Source organism: Pseudomonas sp. WS 5079 (assembly GCF_012985465.1).
Lineage (GTDB): Bacteria > Pseudomonadota > Gammaproteobacteria > Pseudomonadales > Pseudomonadaceae > Aquipseudomonas.
The window spans coordinates 200,843-219,017 of the sequence record NZ_JAAQWN010000003.1; the positions used below are offsets into that span (position 1 = coordinate 200,843).

General features: G+C 61.3%; 17 protein-coding genes and 1 tRNA gene. 7 read left to right on the forward strand and 11 right to left on the reverse strand.

The annotated features are described in order from the left end of the window. Positions 1-272 precede the first annotated feature (272 nt). From HBO05_RS09670 to HBO05_RS09690, 5 genes are all read right to left on the reverse strand, one after another. Positions 273-941, reverse strand: coding sequence for a hypothetical protein (locus tag HBO05_RS09670; RefSeq protein WP_169955637.1), 669 nt, complete (start codon positions 939-941; stop codon positions 273-275). A gap of 206 nt (positions 942-1,147) precedes the next feature. Next, a tRNA-Phe gene (locus tag HBO05_RS09675) sits at positions 1,148-1,223 on the reverse strand. A gap of 103 nt (positions 1,224-1,326) precedes the next feature. Beyond that, on the reverse strand, positions 1,327-1,599 hold the full coding sequence (locus HBO05_RS09680; RefSeq protein ID WP_038445278.1) for an oxidative damage protection protein: 273 nt from the start codon (positions 1,597-1,599) through the stop codon (positions 1,327-1,329). Further along, positions 1,596-2,663: an A/G-specific adenine glycosylase gene (mutY, locus tag HBO05_RS09685; protein ID WP_172312482.1), complete on the reverse strand. Its 1,068-nt coding sequence runs from the start codon at positions 2,661-2,663 to the stop codon at positions 1,596-1,598. Before mutY ends, HBO05_RS09680 begins: the two co-directional genes overlap by 4 nt. Next, on the reverse strand, positions 2,660-4,879 hold the full coding sequence (locus tag HBO05_RS09690) for an AsmA family protein (protein WP_172312484.1): 2,220 nt from the start codon (positions 4,877-4,879) through the stop codon (positions 2,660-2,662). Before HBO05_RS09690 ends, mutY begins: the two co-directional genes overlap by 4 nt. A 296-nt stretch (positions 4,880-5,175) precedes the next feature. Between HBO05_RS09690 and HBO05_RS09695 the strand changes: the two genes are divergently transcribed. From HBO05_RS09695 to HBO05_RS09725, 7 genes are all read left to right on the forward strand, one after another. After that, positions 5,176-6,837 (forward strand): OFA family MFS transporter, encoded by a 1,662-nt coding sequence (locus HBO05_RS09695; RefSeq protein ID WP_169955640.1) that lies wholly within the window; start codon positions 5,176-5,178, stop codon positions 6,835-6,837. Between the two features lie 238 nt (positions 6,838-7,075). Further along, positions 7,076-7,669, forward strand: coding sequence for an imidazoleglycerol-phosphate dehydratase HisB (gene hisB, locus HBO05_RS09700; RefSeq protein ID WP_003218037.1), 594 nt, complete (start codon positions 7,076-7,078; stop codon positions 7,667-7,669). Continuing rightward, complete coding sequence (gene hisH / locus HBO05_RS09705; protein WP_057437127.1) at positions 7,669-8,307, forward strand: imidazole glycerol phosphate synthase subunit HisH; 639 nt, start codon at positions 7,669-7,671, stop codon at positions 8,305-8,307. The genes hisB and hisH overlap by 1 nt, the downstream gene beginning before the upstream one ends. Then, entirely contained in the window at positions 8,307-8,564 is a 258-nt protein-coding gene (locus HBO05_RS09710) for a DUF2164 domain-containing protein (RefSeq protein ID WP_029295898.1), read from the forward strand. The genes hisH and HBO05_RS09710 overlap by 1 nt, the downstream gene beginning before the upstream one ends. Positions 8,565-8,603: 39 nt before the next feature. Then, a complete protein-coding gene (gene hisA / locus HBO05_RS09715) occupies positions 8,604-9,341 on the forward strand; it encodes a 1-(5-phosphoribosyl)-5-[(5-phosphoribosylamino)methylideneamino]imidazole-4-carboxamide isomerase (protein WP_038445290.1) in 738 nt (245 codons plus the stop codon). 9 nt (positions 9,342-9,350) lie between these two features. Then, positions 9,351-10,121 (forward strand): imidazole glycerol phosphate synthase subunit HisF, encoded by a 771-nt coding sequence (gene hisF / locus HBO05_RS09720; protein WP_003171107.1) that lies wholly within the window; start codon positions 9,351-9,353, stop codon positions 10,119-10,121. 66 nt (positions 10,122-10,187) lie between these two features. Next, the gene (locus HBO05_RS09725) at positions 10,188-10,943 is read left to right on the forward strand and encodes an ABC transporter substrate-binding protein (protein ID WP_169955643.1); all 756 of its coding nucleotides are present in this window, start codon (positions 10,188-10,190) and stop codon (positions 10,941-10,943) included. On the opposite strand, the gene HBO05_RS09730 is transcribed toward HBO05_RS09725, so the two are convergent. From HBO05_RS09730 to gpmI, 6 genes are all read right to left on the reverse strand, one after another. Continuing rightward, positions 10,940-12,196 (reverse strand): Vps62-related protein, encoded by a 1,257-nt coding sequence (locus tag HBO05_RS09730; RefSeq protein WP_172312486.1) that lies wholly within the window; start codon positions 12,194-12,196, stop codon positions 10,940-10,942. The genes HBO05_RS09725 and HBO05_RS09730 overlap by 4 nt on opposite strands. A 153-nt stretch (positions 12,197-12,349) precedes the next feature. Continuing rightward, the gene (locus tag HBO05_RS09735; protein WP_178121770.1) at positions 12,350-12,892 is read right to left on the reverse strand and encodes a hypothetical protein; all 543 of its coding nucleotides are present in this window, start codon (positions 12,890-12,892) and stop codon (positions 12,350-12,352) included. 69 nt (positions 12,893-12,961) lie between these two features. Further along, positions 12,962-13,735: a divergent polysaccharide deacetylase family protein gene (locus tag HBO05_RS09740; RefSeq protein ID WP_172312488.1), complete on the reverse strand. Its 774-nt coding sequence runs from the start codon at positions 13,733-13,735 to the stop codon at positions 12,962-12,964. Between the two features lies 1 nt (position 13,736). Further along, positions 13,737-15,044: a S41 family peptidase gene (locus tag HBO05_RS09745; RefSeq protein ID WP_169955646.1), complete on the reverse strand. Its 1,308-nt coding sequence runs from the start codon at positions 15,042-15,044 to the stop codon at positions 13,737-13,739. A gap of 29 nt (positions 15,045-15,073) precedes the next feature. Continuing rightward, the gene (locus HBO05_RS09750; RefSeq protein ID WP_172312490.1) at positions 15,074-16,360 is read right to left on the reverse strand and encodes a murein hydrolase activator EnvC; all 1,287 of its coding nucleotides are present in this window, start codon (positions 16,358-16,360) and stop codon (positions 15,074-15,076) included. 232 nt (positions 16,361-16,592) lie between these two features. Continuing rightward, the gene (gpmI, locus tag HBO05_RS09755) at positions 16,593-18,119 is read right to left on the reverse strand and encodes a 2,3-bisphosphoglycerate-independent phosphoglycerate mutase (RefSeq protein ID WP_172312492.1); all 1,527 of its coding nucleotides are present in this window, start codon (positions 18,117-18,119) and stop codon (positions 16,593-16,595) included. Between the last annotated feature and the right edge of the window lie 56 nt (positions 18,120-18,175).

An 18,175-nucleotide genomic window follows, 5' to 3' on the forward strand; every position in this document is an offset into this window, starting at 1 on the left:
TCAACCATGAACCTGGCTCGCGTGCAGAAGGCATCGCAGCTCCTTGATTATTTTTAGTGGTGCAGGGGGGGGGATTTTGCGCGCCAGCTTAAATGATAATAATTGCTATTAGCAACTATGGGCTTCAGTCGAGCCTGGCTTTTTGGCGGGGGGATGTTTGATGCGGGCGACCGGGTGGGGTCGCCCTGTGCGGGGAGGGGCAATCAAGGCTGGCAGTCAGGCAGGACTGCGAAGTGACATTCGCCCTGCACTACCTGGAATGGTGCGACGAACTATTTGCAGCGATACCCCTCGGGCATCGTGACGCTGTAGTTGCGCTGCACACGGTCCTGGAAGTTCAGGTTCTGCAAGCCCTGCTGCACCAGGAAGGCCTCGACCTTGGCCGCTTGGCAGTCCTCGTTGTAGGACGTTACCCGCAGCAGGTACACCGCGCGTTTGCTCGCCTCATCCCGAGCCGTGGCGGTGAAGGTGGTGAGGGTGGTGTAGCCGGTGCGTTCCGAACTGCCTACCGGGCCATAGGTGGTGTTCGGCGTGCTGGTGCAGATCATCTGGTCGCTTTTTTTCTTGCTGTTCTTGCACACGGTAGAGGTGCTGGTTGGCACCTGCCCATACTCGGTGGCGGTATAGCGGTAGGTCACCTGGTGGCTGTCGATATCGAGGGTGATGGTGATTTTTGGCGTGCGATTCTTGGGCAGGGTCACGTCGGTATAGACCTCGCGAAACCCCTGGTCCTTCATGGCGCTGACCATGTCGCGCAGGTAGTAGCGGGCATTGAGCGCATTCTCGCTATTGCCGCCGACCGATGTCACCAGCACGGGCGCCTGTCGGTCAAAGTGATAGTCCGGATCAGGGGTTGCATTGATCGCGACGTCCATCGTCGTGGCGCATCCGCTGAGCAGCGCTGTCAGCATTAACAGCGTGCAGAACAAATACCGGGTCATGAAGTAACTACCTTGCTGAAGAGTGGATTAAGGCTAGACGGTTGAGCAGCGCGATAAATAACACATCGGATGCCCGTGAGGCTTGGCGTTAACCTAAAAGTAACCAGAGGGGCGCTGGCGCACTAAATCGCAGGCAACAAAAAACCCGCACTAGGCGGGTTTCTTGTGTGTTTCAGATGATGTTTGCACCACCTGAATCTAATAAGTGGTGCCCAGAGACGGAATCGAACCGCCGACACGGGGATTTTCAATCCCCTGCTCTACCGACTGAGCTATCTGGGCAACGGGGCGCATTAAACGGGTTTTTCAGGGGGTCGTCAAGCAAGTTTTCAAAAAATATTTAATTATTACCGTCGCTTACGTGCCAACCCCGGTTTTTGCTCAATTATTGAGCAGGCGGCACGTAGCCGTCGGCCTTGGCGTAATCCTCGCCGGAAAAGTACTTGTCCATCTCGCCCTGCAGATATTTGCGGTCTTCGGCGTTCATCATGTTCAGGCGTTTTTCGTTGATCAGCAGGGTCTGGTGCTTCTGCCAGTCGGCCCAGGCCTTGGCGGAGACGTGGTCGAAAATGTCCTGGCCCTTGGCGCCGGGGAATGGGGCGCGCTCAAGGGCGGGCAGTTCTTCGTGATACTTGCGGCAGATGATGGTGCGGGTCATGACGAAACTCCTGCGTTCAATACGTCGGCCGCGCGCTTCAGCAGTTTTTTCACCGGGGCGGCAAGGCCCAGGCGCGGCGGGGTGGCGAGGTTATACCAGAGCCAGTCGGCCTCGGCCACGTGATGGGCCGATTCCTCGACCTGCACCAGCCAGGGTTCGATAGCCAACTGGAAGTGGCTGAAGGTGTGCACCAGCCCGGGTAGTTCCTGATGTTTGCCCAGCGCCAGTGAGTGCTGGTTGGCCAGGTGTTCCAGGTCGTCCAGGCCGTCCAGTTCCGGCAAGCTCCACAGCCCGCCCCACAGCCCTGTAGAGGGGCGACGGTAAAGCAGGATCGCGCCCTCCTGGTTGGCCAGCATCGGCATCAGCGTGCGCTTTTGCGGGATGGTCTTGCGTGGCTTGGGGATCGGGTAGCGGGTTTCCAGGCCCAGCATGTGCGCCTCGCAGCCCTTTTCCAGGGGGCACAGCAGGCAGCTGGGCTTGCTGCGGGTGCAGAGGGTGGCGCCCATGTCCATCATGGCCTGGGTGTAGGCGTTGACGCGGTCGTGGGGGGTAAAGCGCTCGGCAGTGGCCCACAGCTGCTTGGCCACCTTGGGCTCGCCCGGGTAGCCTTCCTGGGCGGTAAAGCGTGCCAGCACGCGCTTGACGTTACCGTCGAGGATCGGCGCGCGCAGGCCCATGCTCAGGCTGGCGATGGCGCCGGCGGTGGACAGGCCGATGCCCGGCAGCTCGGTGAGTTTCTCTACATCGCGGGGAAACTCGCCGCCGTATTCGGCGACGACAATCTTCGCGGTCTTTTGCAGGTTGCGTGCCCGGGTGTAGTAGCCCAGCCCGGTCCACAGGTGCAGCACTTCATCTTCCGGCGCGGCCGCCAGGGCTTCGACCGTTGGCAGCGAGGCCATGAAGCGATCGAAGTAATTGAGCACCGTGCTGACCTGGGTCTGTTGCAGCATGATTTCCGAGACCCACACCCGATACGGGGTGATGCCCTGTTGCCAGGGCAGGTCATGGCGGCCGTGACGGTCGTACCAGTCGAGCACGGCCGCTGAAAATTGCTCGTTTCTCATCGGTTGAACAAACCTTTGAGGGCGTCTTTGAGCTTGGGATTGACCTTGTCGAGCTTCTCTTCAATCTTCTCGCTGAGCTTGTTGCCCGCCACTTTAGCGGCCACCTGGCCCAGGCCGTCCTTGTCCAGGCGGCAGGCCTTGGCACCTAGCTCCAACGGGCCACGGCAGCGCAGCGGTACTTCGATGCCCTGGAAGTTCGAGCCGACCTGGCAGGCCGGGTCCGGCATGTCGCGCTTGTCGCCTTCGACGATGATGCCCACGCGGTAGTCCATGCCCAGTACGCGCAGGTCCACGTCGCCATTGCCGTTGACGGTCAGGCCGGGGATGCGCACTTTCAGGTCCGGATTACTGGCCACGCCATTACGCAAGGTCAGGTTGCCCTTGAGTTCCTGGAACGGAGTGTCCTTGCTGCGCGGTGTGGCGGCCAGGGTCTTGCGGTTGAGCAGGGCAATGCCGGTGCACAGCTGTTGCTCAAGGTTGGCATTGAGCAGCACACCATTGTTGATGACGAAGCTGGCGGTGCCGTTGAGGCTGTCGATCAGCGCTTTCTGGCTGTTGCCACGCCCGCTCAGGTTGCTGTCGAGGGTGATCTGGCCCTTGACCGGCGGGGTTTGCCCCTGGGCCTGCAGGATCCGCTCGACCGGCACTTGCTTGATTTTGGTTTGTAGCGCCAGCACCGGCACATCCTCCCGTGCATCGAGGCTGCCGCTGGCCTGGAACGTGCCGTTGTAGAGACCGCCGCTCAAGGTGTCGAGCTTGAGTTGGCCACCCTGGCCGGAGGCCTTGAGTGCTGCATTCTCGATGGGCAACTGGCTCAGGGTCAGTTGGCCGAAGGACAGGTCGGCAATCACGTCCAGGCTGCGCAGGCGCGCCAGCGGGAGCAGCTTGTCGGTGCTCCAGGCGCCTTTGGTCGGCGCGTCCGGCAACGGCGTGGTGCCACCGGCGGCCATGGCCCCGGCTTCGCTGCTCTGCACCTCGGCCTTGCGCGCAACGGCGGCGCTGTTGGCGGCCTCGGACTTGGCGGGCAGGTAGTGGTCGGCATTGAACGTGTCGGCCTTCAACTGCACGCGCAGGGCTTGCTTGGCAAAGTCCTCCACCGCCAGGCGCCCGGTGAAGGTGCTGCCATCGACTTTGAGGTTGAGGTCTTCCAGGGCCATGCTCGACGGCGTGCCTTGCAGGCGGCTGACCAGTTCGACCTTGCTCAGGCTCTCTGGGGCCATGGCCGGTAGCGGCTGGCCGACGCTGTCGAGGAACTTGGCCAGGTCAAACTGGGCAATCGACAGGGCGCCGCTGATCTGCGGGGTTTTATCCAGGTCGTTGACCTTCAGTTCGCCCAGTGCCCGCAGTTGGTTGAGCGAGAGCTTGAGGCCGGTCCACTCGGCAATGTTTGCCGACAGGTCCACCAGCAACTGGCCCTGGGTGGCAAACGTCACGGTCTTGCCTTGCAGCGGCTCGCCAGTGGCTTCGCCTGCGATTTTCATGTCTTCGAACTGATAGCGCTTGAGGGCACGATCAAAACGCAGCTCGCCGTTGAGCTCGCTCTTGACCCGCATTACCGGCTGGTTGCTGCCGAAGAACGCGGTGAGCTTGACCGGAATGCTTGCGCCTTCATGCACGGCACCGGTGCTCAGTTGGATGCTTTCGGCGCTGAACTGCTTGCCGGTCTGCTCGTCGTTGTACTCGATGCGGGCGTTGTTGACAGTCAGGCTGTCGATGTCCAGGCGGATCGGCTGGGCCGGTTTCTCCGGCGCTGGCGCCGTGGTTGGCGCAGTCGTCGCGGGTGCATCGGCGGTACCGGTAGCCACGACGGGCGGTGCCTTGCCGATATCTTCCCAGTTGCCATGGCCTTGCTTGTCGCGGGTCAGGCGCAGGTTCAGGCCCTCGACGCGCACATCGCTCATCTGCACTTCGCGGCGCAGCAGCGGCAGCACGCGTACCGACAGGCCGAGCATCTGCAGGTCGGCAAACGGTTGGGCAGGATTGCTCAGGGTAGCCACGCTGGCTTCATGCAACTCCAGGCCCAGCCAGGGGAACAGGCTCCAGCCGATATCGCCATTGAGCGTCAGCTCGATGTGGGCCTTGTCGCGGGCAATCTGGCGAATCTCGTCTTTATAGTCGTTGGGATCGAAGAGGTGGGTCAGGGCAAAGCCCAGAGCCACAATGATCAGCAACAGCCCGAGAAGTACCAGACCCAGGATTTTGCCGAACGCTTTCATGGGCGAGTCCTTGTGTGTCGATTTTAAAATTTAGCCGCAGAGTATAACGCCGCGAGGTCCACGGCTGTTTACGCATCGTTACATAGTGTCAAACAAAACAGATGAACCGAAAAAGGTAGTGTCAGTTTGGTTTCTCTCGCTGCGCCAGATGCTAATCTTTGCGCGTTCGCCCGCCTTCTGCGACGAAACGTCGCGCTTACAAGGAGCTTCACTCGACAAAACGGCCACGCATTGCGTGCAAAGGCCGAGGAGGAGAGCGCCTGGCGAACACAGACCAATAACTGGGGGAAACACCAATGAACACTAGCACTGCGGCCGGCGTTACTGCTGCGCAGCCTGCGTTCCTGTCCAAGGAGCGCATCATCGCCAAGCCCGGTTTCAACCGCTGGCTGGTTCCGCCGGCCGCCCTGGCCATCCACTTGTGCATCGGCATGGCCTACGGCTTCTCGGTGTTCTGGCTGCCACTGTCCAAGGCGCTGGGTGTGACCGCGCCGGTGGCTTGTGCGCCGGACATGAGTTTTATCGCGCAGATCTTCTCGTCGTCCTGCGACTGGCCGATTTCCATGCTGGGCTGGATCTACACCCTGTTCTTCATCTTCCTGGGCTGCTCGGCAGCGATCTGGGGCGGCTGGCTGGAACACGCCGGGCCGCGCAAGGCCGGTGTGGTCTCGGCACTGTGCTGGTGTGGTGGCCTGCTGATCTCGGCGCTGGGGATCTATACCCACCAGATCTGGCTGATGTGGCTCGGCTCCGGGGTCATTGGCGGTATCGGCCTGGGCCTGGGCTATATCTCGCCGGTCTCGACCCTGATCAAGTGGTTCCCGGACAAGCGCGGCATGGCCACCGGCATGGCGATCATGGGCTTTGGCGGCGGGGCGATGGTCGGTGCGCCGCTGGCGGCAGCGCTGATGGGCCACTTTGCCTCGCCGACCGGCGTGGGCGTGTGGCAGAGCTTTTTGGTAATGGCCGCGATCTACTTCGTGTTCATGATCGGCGGTGCCTTGTCCTACCGTGTGCCACCGACCGGCTGGAAGCCTGAGGGCTGGACCGCGCCGGCGAAAAAAGCCAGCAACGCGATGATCACCCACCGTCACGTGCACGTGAACGTGGCCTGGAAAACCCCGCAATTTCGCCTGGTCTGGCTGGTGCTGTGTCTGAACGTATCGGCCGGTATCGGCATCCTCGGCATGGCGTCGCCGCTGTTGCAGGAAGTGTTTGGCGGCAAGCTGCTGGGCGTGGACGTGCCATTTGGTCAACTGGATGCCGGGCAACTGGCCTCCATCGCCGCCATCGCGGCGGGTTTCACCGGGCTGCTGAGCCTGTTCAACATTGGTGGGCGGTTCTTCTGGGCGTCGTTTTCCGACTACCTGGGCCGTAAGAACACCTACTTCGTGTTCTTCGCCCTGGGCTTTGCCCTGTATGCGCTGATCCCGAACCTCGGCCACCTGGGCAACGTCTCGCTGTTCGTGGCGGCGTTCTGCATCATCCTGTCGATGTACGGCGGCGGCTTCGCGACCGTACCGGCCTACCTGGCGGACCTGTTCGGCACGCAAATGGTCGGCGCGATCCACGGTCGCCTGCTCACCGCCTGGGCGGCGGCCGGCGTGCTGGGCCCGGTGTTGGTGAACTACTTGCGTGAGTATCAGTTGAGCATCGGCGTCGAACGCGCTGCGGCCTATGACATCACCTTGTACATCCTCGCCGGCCTGCTGGTGCTGGGCTTTATCTGCAACCTGCTGGTACGCCCGGTGGCCGACAAGTACTTCATGACCGACGCCGAACTGGCTGCCGAACAGGCCCTGGGCCATGACAAGGGCGCTGATGCCAGCACTTCCCTGGAGTGGAAAGCAGCCTCTGGCACCGTGCCATTGGCCATTGCTGCCTGGCTGGTTGTAGGTATCCCGCTGGCGTGGGGCGTGTGGGTGACCTTGCAGAAGACTGCAGTGCTATTCCACTGATGTAAAAACCTGTAGGAGCCGGCTTGCCGGCGATGGCGTCAGTAAGGTCGATGCTGATCTTGCGAATGCTTCGCCGGCAAGCCGGCTCCTACAAGGGTTGTTGCGTGCTTGTCGGGGGTTGTATGCACATGTCTATCCCCGACAGGCCGTCAGTCTTATCCCGTTCGATGTTTCTGTTTAGCGCCCGCAGCCCCTATAATGGCCACCTTTTTCGCCCAATGATTTTGCGGAGCTGGTGATGGCCGAACGTAAGGCGTCCGTCGAGCGCGACACTCTGGAAACCCAGATCAAAGCCTCGATCAACCTGGATGGCACCGGAAAGGCCCGATTTGATATCGGTGTCCCTTTTCTTGAGCACATGCTGGATCAAATCGCCCGTCATGGGCTGATCGACCTGGATATCGTCAGCAAGGGCGACCTGCATATCGACGACCACCACACCGTGGAGGATGTCGGTATCACCCTCGGCCAGGCGTTTGCCAAGGCCATCGGCGACAAAAAAGGCATCCGCCGTTACGGCCATGCCTATGTCCCGCTGGATGAGGCGCTGTCGCGTGTGGTCATCGACTTCTCGGGCCGCCCAGGCCTGCAGATGCACGTGCCTTACACCCGCGCCACGGTGGGTGGCTTTGACGTGGACCTGTTCCAGGAATTCTTCCAGGGCTTCGTCAACCACGCCCTGGTCAGCCTGCACATCGACAACCTGCGCGGCACCAACACCCACCACCAGATCGAAACCGTGTTCAAGGCTTTCGGCCGCGCCCTGCGCATGGCGGTGGAGCTGGATGACCGCATGGCCGGGCAAATGCCGTCGACCAAGGGCGTTCTGTAATGCAGACGGTCGCGGTTATCGACTACGGCATGGGCAACCTGCATTCGGTGGCCAAGGCCCTCGAACACGTCGGTGCCGGCAAGGTGCTGATCACCAGCGATGCGCAGGTGATCCGCGAAGCCGACCGCGTGGTGTTCCCCGGTGTGGGCGCGATTCGCGACTGCATGGCCGAAATCCGCCGCCTGGGCTTTGACAGCCTGGTGCGCGAAGTCAGCCAGGACCGGCCGTTCCTCGGGATCTGCGTGGGCATGCAAGCCTTGCTCGATCGCAGTGAAGAGAATGGCGGCGTCGACTGCATCGGCCTGTTCCCAGGCGCGGTGAAGTTTTTCGGCAAGGATCTGCACGAAGACGGCGAACACCTGAAAGTCCCGCACATGGGCTGGAACGAAGTGCGCCGCACCGTCGATCACCCGTTGTGGCACGACATCCCGGACATGGCGCGTTTCTACTTCGTGCACAGCTACTACATTGCCGCCGGTAACCCGCGCCAGGTGGTGGGTGGCGGGCACTACGGCGTCGATTTCGCCGCAGCCCTGGCCGAAGGCTCGCGCTTTGCCGTGCAGTTCCACCCGGAGAAAAGCCATACCCATGGCCTGCAGTTGCTGCAGAACTTCGCCAGCTGGGACGGGCGCTGGTAATGGCCAAGAAGATCAAGCCGCCGATCCTCAACCTCACTCCCCAGCAGGAGAGTGAGGCGACCGACAAGATCAAGCGTTTCATGGAAGACCGCTTCGAGCTCCGTCTCGGGTCGTTCGAGGTGGCTGAGATCCTCGAACTGTTCACCACTGAAATTGCTCCGCACTATTACAACAGGGCGATTTTCGATGTGCAGACGCACCTTAAAGAAAGGTTCGAGAGCATCGAAAGCGACTTGTGGGCGCTCGAAAAACCCTGATTTTCCGAGCAATGCTGAATATCGAATAAGGTTTGCCAGATGCTGATTATCCCCGCTATCGATCTCAAGGACGGCGCTTGCGTACGTCTGCGCCAGGGCCGCATGGAAGATTCCACGGTGTTCTCCGATGACCCGGTGAGCATGGCTGCCAAGTGGGTGGAGGGCGGCTGCCGTCGCCTGCATCTGGTGGACTTGAACGGCGCCTTCGAAGGCCAGCCGGTCAATGGCGAAGTGGTGACGGCCATCGCCAAGCGCTACCCGAACCTGCCGATCCAGATCGGTGGCGGTATCCGCTCCCTGGAAACCATCGAGCACTACGTCAAGGCGGGCGTGAGCTACGTGATCATCGGCACCAAGGCCGTGAAAGACCCGGCCTTCGTCGCCGAGGCCTGCCGCGCGTTCCCGGGCAAGGTCATCGTGGGCCTGGACGCCAAGGATGGTTTCGTCGCTACAGACGGCTGGGCGCAAATCAGCACCGTGCAGGTAATCGACCTGGCCAAGCAGTTCGAAGCCGACGGTGTGTCCGCCATCGTTTATACCGACATCGCCAAAGACGGCATGATGCAGGGCTGCAACGTACCGTTTACCGCGGCGCTGGCGGCTGCCACCAAAATCCCGGTGATCGCTTCCGGTGGTATCCACAACCTGGGCGATATCAAGTCGCTGCTGGACGCCAAGGCGCCGGGGATCATTGGCGCCATCACTGGCCGCGCGATCTACGAAGGCACCCTGGACGTCGCCGAAGCCCAGGCTTACTGCGATGCCTACAAAGGCTGAGGACTGACCATGGCGCTGGCCAAACGCATCATCCCTTGCCTGGACGTCGACAACGGTCGGGTGGTCAAGGGCGTCAAGTTCGAGAACATCCGTGACGCCGGCGACCCGGTGGAAATTGCCCGTCGCTACGACGAGCAGGGCGCCGACGAGATTACCTTTCTCGACATCACCGCCAGCGTCGACGGCCGCGACACCACGCTCCATACCGTGGAGCGCATGGCCAGCCAGGTGTTTATCCCGCTGACCGTGGGCGGTGGCGTGCGCACCGTGCAAGACATCCGCAACCTGCTTAACGCGGGTGCAGACAAGGTTTCGATCAACACTGCGGCGGTGTTCAACCCGGAGTTTGTCGGCGAGGCCGCGCAGCATTTCGGTTCACAATGCATCGTCGTCGCCATCGACGCCAAGAAAGTCTCAGGCCCCGGTGAAACCCCGCGTTGGGAGATCTTCACCCACGGCGGGCGCAAGCCTACCGGCCTGGATGCGGTGGAGTGGGCGATGAAGATGGAAGGCCTGGGCGCCGGTGAGATTTTGCTGACCAGCATGGACCAGGACGGCATGAAAAATGGCTTCGACCTGGGCGTGACCCGCGCCATCAGCGATGCGCTGGGTATTCCAGTGATTGCGTCCGGTGGGGTGGGCAACCTGCAACACCTGGCCGATGGCGTCATCGAAGGCCACGCCAGTGCGGTGTTGGCGGCGAGCATTTTCCACTTTGGCGAATACACCGTTCCCGAGGCCAAGGCCTACATGGCTGCACGCGGCATCGTCGTACGCTAAACGCCACTGGACACCATGACAGGCTCGCGGCACTCTGGGGCCTGCCATGGATTCCGGTAACCCTACATGTTCAAAGACCTGCTGCTTGCCCTCGCCAGTTCTTCCATTCTGTTGGCGGGCTCGGCCAACGCCGCCGAGCCTTCCGGCACCTCCCTGGTGCTGCTGACGGAAAACTTTCCGCCTTACAACATGGCGAAAAACGGCAAGAATTTTGCCAAGGACGAGAACATCGAAGGCATTGCGGTGGACATTGTCCGCGAGACCTTCAAGCAGGCCGGCATTTCCTACAACCTCACGTTGCGCTTCCCCTGGGAGCGGATCTATAAACTCGCCCTGGAACAGCCAGGCTACGGCGTATTCGTGATGGCGCGCCTGCCGGACCGCGAAGCGTTGTTCAAGTGGGTCGGACCCATCGGCCCGGATGACTGGGTGCTGCTGGCCAGGGCCGACAGCAGCATCCAACTGACCGACCTTGAGCACGCCCGCACCTACAAGATCGGTGCCTATAAAGGCGATGCCATTGCCCAGACCCTGGAAAAACGCGGGCTCAAGCCGATTATCGTGCTGCGCGACCAGGACAATGCGCAAAAGCTCATGGAGGGGCAGATCGACCTCTGGGCCACCGGCGACCCCGCCGGGCGGTATCTGGCGCGCCAGGTCGGTGTTTCCGGGCTCAAGACGGTGCTGCGCTTCAACAGCGCCCAGCTGTATCTGGCACTGAACAAGGACGTGCCGGATGAGGTGGTGGCCAAACTGCAGGCGGCGCTGGACCAGCTACGTAAGGAAGGCGTGGTCGATCAGATCATGGCGCGCTATCTCTAGCGGTTCATGAGGCAGGCGCTGGCAACGGCTTGCAAGTGACCGCGCGGTGGGTATTCGCTCCAATACACACTGTCACCGTCGGTGTAGCTGATGCTAGTTGACACTTGCGTACCGTTTTCCCGCAGCAGCTTGTAATTGCTTTGCACCAGATAGACGGCTACCGCCTTGTGCGCGGGAACTGTGGCGTTGACTTCAAAAGTGGTCGAGCTGGTCCACCCTTCGGAGGACGTTTGCGTGTGCGTGAGGCTGCCGCTGAGTTTTGCCGAGACCTTGCCCGAAGCGCCCCACACGTTGAAACCCCATTCAGTGCCAATTTCGATGGCCGTGGTGTCGGTCAGTGTCTTGAGGCTACTGCCGTTCTGCCCTCGCGTAGCGGTCCATTTGAAGGTCTGGTTCAGCGAGCTGTTGTTATGACCAAACCCGACCAATATGTATTTGTCCGATCGTTCCAGTCGGTAAGTGGGGGACGTACGCAGTTGTTGGAGGGGCGACAGATTGGGGTCCGTGACGGTAAACCAGGCCAGTTTTGCGATATAGGTCACTTCGGCCTTTTCGAAAGGCGAAGGCTGTCGCTCGCTTGCAAGTGCTGGCGCCGGAGGCGGGGCCTTGGCCTGCAGGGGGATCTGCATGCGCAATGAATAAGCCGCAATGTGTACCGAGGGTTTGGTATAGCTGGCGACTCCGACAAAGGTTCCTGCCGACAGGTACACCTCGCCTGCCGCCGCCCCTGGAGGGCTGATGCCCCAGGCGCTGAAGTCCAGCCGGGCGGGGCTGCGCCTGTTGTTCCAGATCGGGTCGCTGATGTATGAGGCAATCACCAGATCCGCTCGAACGCACCGGATCGTGTTGAGTGAAGGTTTTTCGTAGCCATCAGTGGCCACCAGTCCCATTGCTACATAGCCGGTGGGTGGAAGCGGGCGCCAGATGGCCCCGTTCGAATGGGCACTGGAGCCTTTGTCATCCCACACTTTTTCGAACTCGATGGGTGGCATGAGTGCGTTGCCTTTACTGCGCTCTTCTTCGGTTAGTGCAGGGGCCTCCGATACCACAGCGACCGTGGCTTTATGGTTGATACCGTCGTGTCCGGCAACCGCATGGTCGCCGAGCGGAAAGTAGTCGGTGAGGAAGTCGGCGGACGGTACCGGGCGCCAAAAACTGACGGGTGATGCGTTGGGTGAACCCTTGTTGTCCCAGAGTCGACTGAACTCCGTTGTGAAATTAATGAGCAGATTGCCAAATTTTATCGATTCCATTCGTGGGGCTCCGGTTGTTAGCGAGGCTTTATGAAGTCAACCCGTAGGGTTGAGGGTTGGTCGGCCTGATCACAGGCATAGGTGCAGACTTTGACAGGCTTGTTATTTACAAAAAGGATCTTGGTGAGGTGGTCCTCTGGCCCGCTGACCGCGTCATCGAGTGGGCGAAACAGAGCGATGGGTTCTGGGCGGTTTGCGGGCCAATAGGGTCGTTGATATAGGCGTTGCGGGCGTCGATAGGCGCGCTGTCAGGGCCAGAATGTCAGCGCCATCGGCGGGCGCGGCCTCAGCCAGTTTCAAGGGCGTGATCCCATCGTCAATCAGGCTTGCCAGCGAGGTGTGCAGCTCGACGATGGCCAGGTCCACCCCTTGGCTGCTGCTCCACTTGAGGGTTTTGAGTGGATAAGCCTTGATGGTTTCCAGGGTGTCGTCGAAATAGTTGAAGTTGACGCTGCCCTTGATCGGCAGATCCTCATGTACCAGACCGCCGAGACGATGCAGACAATGGCTGCTGGTCACCACATAGGCCGGACCGGATTTTCCGTGCGCATTGCGCGTATCCAGCAGGCTGGCGGTACACAGGGCCTGGCTTTGGTGCTGTTGCCGGTTATTGTGCAGAAGCCTGGGCGCGGCGATGAGGGCTGTGTAAAGGGTACTGGGCAACAGCCCAGAGAGAAGGTGTCGAGAGGGGGTCATGATCATCCTGATAGTTGAGTGTTGTCCGCTCACTATTCAGGTGTTCACGTGCGGCGGTGCGGTAGCTATCTAGCGGTAGATGCCATTTTTGCCGTGGCCACTCATGGCCTGGTTGCTGCGCACACTGATCATCAGCTTGATATCAATCCACTCGACGCCCTGGGCCTTGAGCTTGGGCAGCTCGCGCTCCAGCACCGCCAGGGTCTGTGGGTATGGGTGGCCGATCATCACTGCCGAACCCTGTTTGTGCGCCAGCTTGATAGCCGTTTGCAACTGCGTGGTGATGGCCGCTTCGGTGCGTTCGTCATCCAGAAATACATCCCGCGAGACGTGGGCCAGGTTGATCTTCTGTGCCTCGGCGGCGGCCACGGTCTTGGCGCTGGTGCGGCTGTCGACGAAAAACTTGTGCCGGCGCTGCAACTCGCCCATCAACCACGCCATGGCGCCAGGCTCAGCGGTCATGCGGCTGCCCATATGGTTGTTGATGCCGGCGGTGTAGGGCACGGCCTTGAACGCTGCATCCAGGCGCTTGCCCAGTTCTTCGACAGGCAGCTCGGGGTGCCAGGCGAACGGGCCGGTGGCCGGGTCCATGGGCATGTGCAGGATCACGATCTTGCCGGCGCGATGGGCTTCGCGGGCGAACTCGGCGGCGTGCGGGGTATCGGGCATGATCGCCGCCGTCACCGGGCCGGGCAGGGCCAGCACGCGACGATCCCTGGGCAGGTTTTGCCCAAGGTCGTCGATGATCAGGGTCAGGTAGGCTTTGCGGGGCTGGTCGGCAGGAGTCGCTTGGGCGACTCCTGCCAGGCTGCACAACAGTGCGAGGATGAGCGCAAAACGCATATCAACGGCTGCGCGTAATGCTCAGGCCCTTGAGCAGGCTCAACGCCTGGGCCAGTTGGTAGTCGTCGTCCTGTGGCATGGGCTTGGCTTTCGGGCCGCTGCCGCTTGGCTGGTCGGCGCCGCCGTTGCCATTGCCCAGGTGACCTTGCAGGTCGGCTTCCTTGAAGTATTCGTTGTCGCTCTCGTTGGTGATCTTGGCCCGACGCACCTCGATATCCGGCACGATGCCCTGGGCCTGGATCGAACGACCATTAGGCGTGTAGTACAGCGCCGTGGTGATCTTCAGCGCACGCTCGTTGTTCAGCGGCAGCACGGTTTGCACCGAGCCCTTGCCGAAGCTGGTGGTGCCCATCAGTACACCGCGTTTCTGGTCTTGCAGGGCGCCGGCGACGATTTCCGAGGCCGAGGCGCTGCCGCCGTTGATCAGCACCGCCAGCGGGACGTTTTCGCTGAGGTCCTTGCCGGTGGCCGAGAAGCGCAGTTCGGAGTTGGCGATGCGGCCCTTGGTGTAGACGATCAAGCCTTTGGTGATGAAGTGGTCGACCACTTCCACTGCCGATTGCAGCACGCCGCCGGGGTTGTTGCGCAGGTCCAGGACAATGCCGTTGAGCTTCTTGCCGTTGTCCTTGCGCAGCTTGGCCAGGGCCTTGGCCACTTCGTCGCCGGTCTTGACCTGGAACTGGGTGATGCGGATGTAGCCGTAACCCGATTCCAGCAACTGGCTCTTCACGCTCTTGACCACGATGGTGGCGCGGGTCAGGGTCACGTCAAACGGGCTGCCGCCGTCACGCACCAAGGTCAGGGTGATTTTCTGGCCGACCTTGCCGCGCATCTTGTCGACGGCTTCGGTCATGGTCTGGCCACGGGTCGGCTGGCCATTGATCTTGACGATCAGGTCGCCGGCCTGGATGCCGGCCTTGGACGCCGGGGTGTCATCGATTGGCGACACCACCTTGATGATGCCGTCCTCGGCGCCGACCTCGATGCCCAGGCCACCGAATTCGCCGCTGGTGCTTTCCTGCAGCTCGGCGAAATCTTCCGGACCCAGGTAGGCAGAGTGCGGGTCGAGGTTGCTGAGCATGCCTTTGATGGCATTTTCCAGCAGGGTCTTGTCGTCCACAGGTTCGACATAGGCTGCCTTGATCCGGTCCATGACCTCGGCAAAGGTGCGCAATTCGTCCAGCGGCAGCGGTGCCTTGGTGGTCGCGGCCGTGGCTGACGGGGCGGTCTGGTCGGCGAATGCCATAGGCGCGCCGATCACCAGGGCGATCGTCAGGGCCAGCGAAGTGAGGCGGGACAAATGCAGCATGTCGAACGAACTCCTAATGTAGGTGCGGCCTATCCTTGGGCGCGACACCATTGTGCAGGGTCGCTCGGGCGGCCCTGCTGACGAATAGCGAAGTACAGCGCCGGGGTGTCCTGGCCGCCACTGTTACCGACAGTGGAGATGGATTCACCGGCTTTTACAACATCACCTGCGGCCTTGAGTAACGTCTGATTGTGGCCGTAAAGGCTCAAATAGCCATTGCCGTGGTCAAGAATCACCAGCAAACCGGCGCCGCGCAGCCAATCGGCGAACACCACGCGCCCGCCGTGCACGGCATGCACCTGGCTGCCCGCAGAGGCGCTGATCATCACGCCATCCCACTTGGTGCGGGTGTCATCGCCACGGGTTTCACCAAAGCGTGCCAGTAGTCGACCATCAACTGGCCATGGAAGTTTGCCTCGGGCAGTAGCAAAAGGCCCGCCAAACGATTCACCGGCGCTGGAAACCAGTGGGCCGGGGGCTGCACGCGCCGGTTTACGCGGGGCGTCGCTGGCGAGCGCCTCGGCTTCACGCTGGCGCTTTTTTTCTGCTTCCTGCTGGGCGATCAGCGCTTTCTGCCGCGCTTGTTCGGCTTCGCGGGCCTGGCGTGCCAGGGTTTCCTCGATGGTTTTCAGTACTTTGGCCAGGTCGGCCTGGTCCTGCTGGCGCGCCTGCAACTTGGCATCACGGGCTTTTACGTCACTGTTGAGCTTGGCCAGGGCCTGCTGGCGTTCCTTGCGCACCTTGTCCAGCTCGTCGCGCTGGGTGTCGAGGCTGCTTTTCTGGGCCAGTAACTGGCTTTGCTGATCGGCGATTTCCCTCTCGACGTTGGCCAACTGGCGCAGGGTCTCGTTGAAGCTCTTGAGTTGCTCCAGGCGCGCGGTGCTCAGGTAGTCGTAGTAGGTCAGGGTGCGGGCGAATTTTTCCGGGTTCTGCTGGTTGAGCAGCAGCTTGAGGTACTCCTGGCGGCCGTTCTGGTAGGCGGCACGGGCCTGGATTGCGATCAGGCGTTGCTGTTCAACGCGCGCGCTCTGGAGTTTTTTTTTCTCACCGTCGAGTCGCTCCAGTTCCGACTCGCTCTTCTTTAGTTCTTTTTGCAGCTCCTGGACCTGCTTCTCCAGCTTGCCCATTTCGGTTTCCGTGCCGCGCAGGTCTTTCTGCACCCCGGATTTTTCTTCCTGGAGCTTGCCGAGCAGTTTCTTCAGCTCGGTAATGTCCTGACGCGTAGCGTCCAACTGTTGTTGGGTTTGCGCACGCTCGTCGGCCAAGGCCGGTTGGAGCACGCAGACAAGAGCAAGGGTAATCAAGGCGCGAAGCATAGAGGCGGGCGACACCAGGGAAAGGGACGGCCTAGTATGCCCGCCCCACGCTGCAAAAAAAACGCCCAATGGGTAAGTTAGCTGCCATACGGCAGGGTATGGCTAAACGCCACCCTCAAAAACACCTCTAACTCACTGTAGGAGCTGGCTTGCCAGCGATGGGGGCCTTGAACCTTGTGGTGATCAATCAGGCGCCATCGCCGGCAAGCCGGCTCCTACAGGGTGTTTTGGTTTAGACCAGAATCGAGGTGCCGGTCATCTCGGCAGGCTTCTTGAGCCCGATCAGCATGAGCATGGTCGGCGCCACGTCCGCCAGCACGCCGCCTTCGCGCACTTTGAAGTCGCGCTTGCCGACATAAATGAACGGCACCGGCTCGGTGGTGTGGGCGGTGTGGGCCTGGCCGGTGGACTCGTCGGACATCTGCTCGCAGTTGCCGTGGTCGGCGGTGATCAGTGCTTCGCCGCCGACCTTTTCCAGGGCGTCGACGATCCGGCCTACGCACAGGTCCAGGCATTCCACGGCCTTGACCGCGGCTTGCAGGTTGCCACTGTGGCCGACCATGTCGCCGTTGGCGTAGTTGACCACGATCACGTCATAACGCTGGTGTTCGATGGCGTCGACGATCTTGTCGGTAACTTCCGGTGCGCTCATTTCCGGTTGCAGGTCGTAGGTGGCGACTTTCGGCGACGGGATCAGGATGCGCTCTTCGCCGGGGAACGGTTCTTCACGCCCGCCGGAGAAGAAGAAGGTGACGTGGGCGTATTTCTCGGTTTCGGCGATACGCAGTTGGGTCTTGCCGTTTTTCGCCAGGTAATCACCCAGCACGTTTTCCAGGCTGCCCGGGGCGAAGGCCGATGGGGCCGGGATGTTGGCGGCGTATTGGGTCAGCATCACGAACTCGACTTTCGGCTGGCGCGCGCGCTCGAAGTCTTTGAAACCCTCATCGACGAACACATGGCTCAGTTCGCGGGCACGGTCGGCGCGAAAGTTCATGAACACCACGGCGTCGCCATCTTCGACCTTCACGGGCTCGCCGATGGTGGTGGCCTTGACGAACTCATCGCTCTCGCCACGGGCGTAGGCGGCTTCCAGGCCTTGCTGGGCGGTGGCTGCGTTGAATTCGGCGTTGCCGTCGACGATCAGGTTGTAGGCCTGGGACACACGGTCCCAGCGGTTGTCGCGGTCCATGGCAAAGTAGCGGCCAACCAGGCTGGCGATGCGGCCCTTGCCGAGGGCGGCGAAGGTCGCGTCCAGCAGTTCGATAGACGATTGCGCGCTTTTGGGCGGGGTGTCGCGGCCATCGAGGAAGGCGTGCAGGTAGATCTTCTCGGCGCCGCGTTTGTAGGCCAGTTCGGCCATGGCCACCAGGTGGTCCTGATGGCTGTGCACGCCACCGTCGGACAGCAGGCCCATGAAATGCACGGCCTTGCCGGCGGCGACGGCTTTATCCACCGCGGCGCAGATGGTCGGGTTCTCGAAGAACTCGCCATCGCGGATGGCTTTGGTCACGCGGGTGAAGTCCTGATATACCACTCGTCCGGCGCCCAGGTTCATATGGCCGACTTCAGAGTTGCCCATCTGGCCGTCCGGCAGGCCGACGTCCATGCCCGATCCGGAGATCAGGCCATTGGGTACGCTGGCGCACAGGCGGTCCAGTACGGGCTTGTTCGCCGCGAATACGGCGTTGTCGTGGTGGTTTTCACTGTGACCGAAGCCATCGAGAATCATCAGGACCAAAGGTTTAGGCGTGGTAGTCATAGATCCTCTCGCGGCGGTATTAAAGGAAGGCGATTGAAAAGGGAGTGGCAGTTTAA

Bases quoted from the DNA above. Each gene is read 5' to 3' on its own strand.
- HBO05_RS09670 (WP_169955637.1), bottom strand. From the start codon at position 941: ATGACCCGGTATTTGTTCTGCACGCTGTTAATGCTGACAGCGCTGCTC.
- HBO05_RS09680 (WP_038445278.1), bottom strand. From the start codon at position 1,599: ATGACCCGCACCATCATCTGCCGCAAGTATCACGAAGAACTGCCCGCC.
- mutY (WP_172312482.1), bottom strand. From the start codon at position 2,663: ATGAGAAACGAGCAATTTTCAGCGGCCGTGCTCGACTGGTACGACCGT.
- HBO05_RS09690 (WP_172312484.1), bottom strand. From the start codon at position 4,879: ATGAAAGCGTTCGGCAAAATCCTGGGTCTGGTACTTCTCGGGCTGTTG.
- HBO05_RS09695 (WP_169955640.1), top strand. From the start codon at position 5,176: ATGAACACTAGCACTGCGGCCGGCGTTACTGCTGCGCAGCCTGCGTTC.
- hisB (WP_003218037.1), top strand. From the start codon at position 7,076: ATGGCCGAACGTAAGGCGTCCGTCGAGCGCGACACTCTGGAAACCCAG.
- hisH (WP_057437127.1), top strand. From the start codon at position 7,669: ATGCAGACGGTCGCGGTTATCGACTACGGCATGGGCAACCTGCATTCG.
- HBO05_RS09710 (WP_029295898.1), top strand. From the start codon at position 8,307: ATGGCCAAGAAGATCAAGCCGCCGATCCTCAACCTCACTCCCCAGCAG.
- hisA (WP_038445290.1), top strand. From the start codon at position 8,604: ATGCTGATTATCCCCGCTATCGATCTCAAGGACGGCGCTTGCGTACGT.
- hisF (WP_003171107.1), top strand. From the start codon at position 9,351: ATGGCGCTGGCCAAACGCATCATCCCTTGCCTGGACGTCGACAACGGT.
- HBO05_RS09725 (WP_169955643.1), top strand. From the start codon at position 10,188: ATGTTCAAAGACCTGCTGCTTGCCCTCGCCAGTTCTTCCATTCTGTTG.
- HBO05_RS09730 (WP_172312486.1), bottom strand. From the start codon at position 12,196: ATGGAATCGATAAAATTTGGCAATCTGCTCATTAATTTCACAACGGAG.
- HBO05_RS09735 (WP_178121770.1), bottom strand. From the start codon at position 12,892: ATGACCCCCTCTCGACACCTTCTCTCTGGGCTGTTGCCCAGTACCCTT.
- HBO05_RS09740 (WP_172312488.1), bottom strand. From the start codon at position 13,735: ATGCGTTTTGCGCTCATCCTCGCACTGTTGTGCAGCCTGGCAGGAGTC.
- HBO05_RS09745 (WP_169955646.1), bottom strand. From the start codon at position 15,044: ATGCTGCATTTGTCCCGCCTCACTTCGCTGGCCCTGACGATCGCCCTG.
- HBO05_RS09750 (WP_172312490.1), bottom strand. From the start codon at position 16,360: ATGCTTCGCGCCTTGATTACCCTTGCTCTTGTCTGCGTGCTCCAACCG.
- gpmI (WP_172312492.1), bottom strand. From the start codon at position 18,119: ATGACTACCACGCCTAAACCTTTGGTCCTGATGATTCTCGATGGCTTC.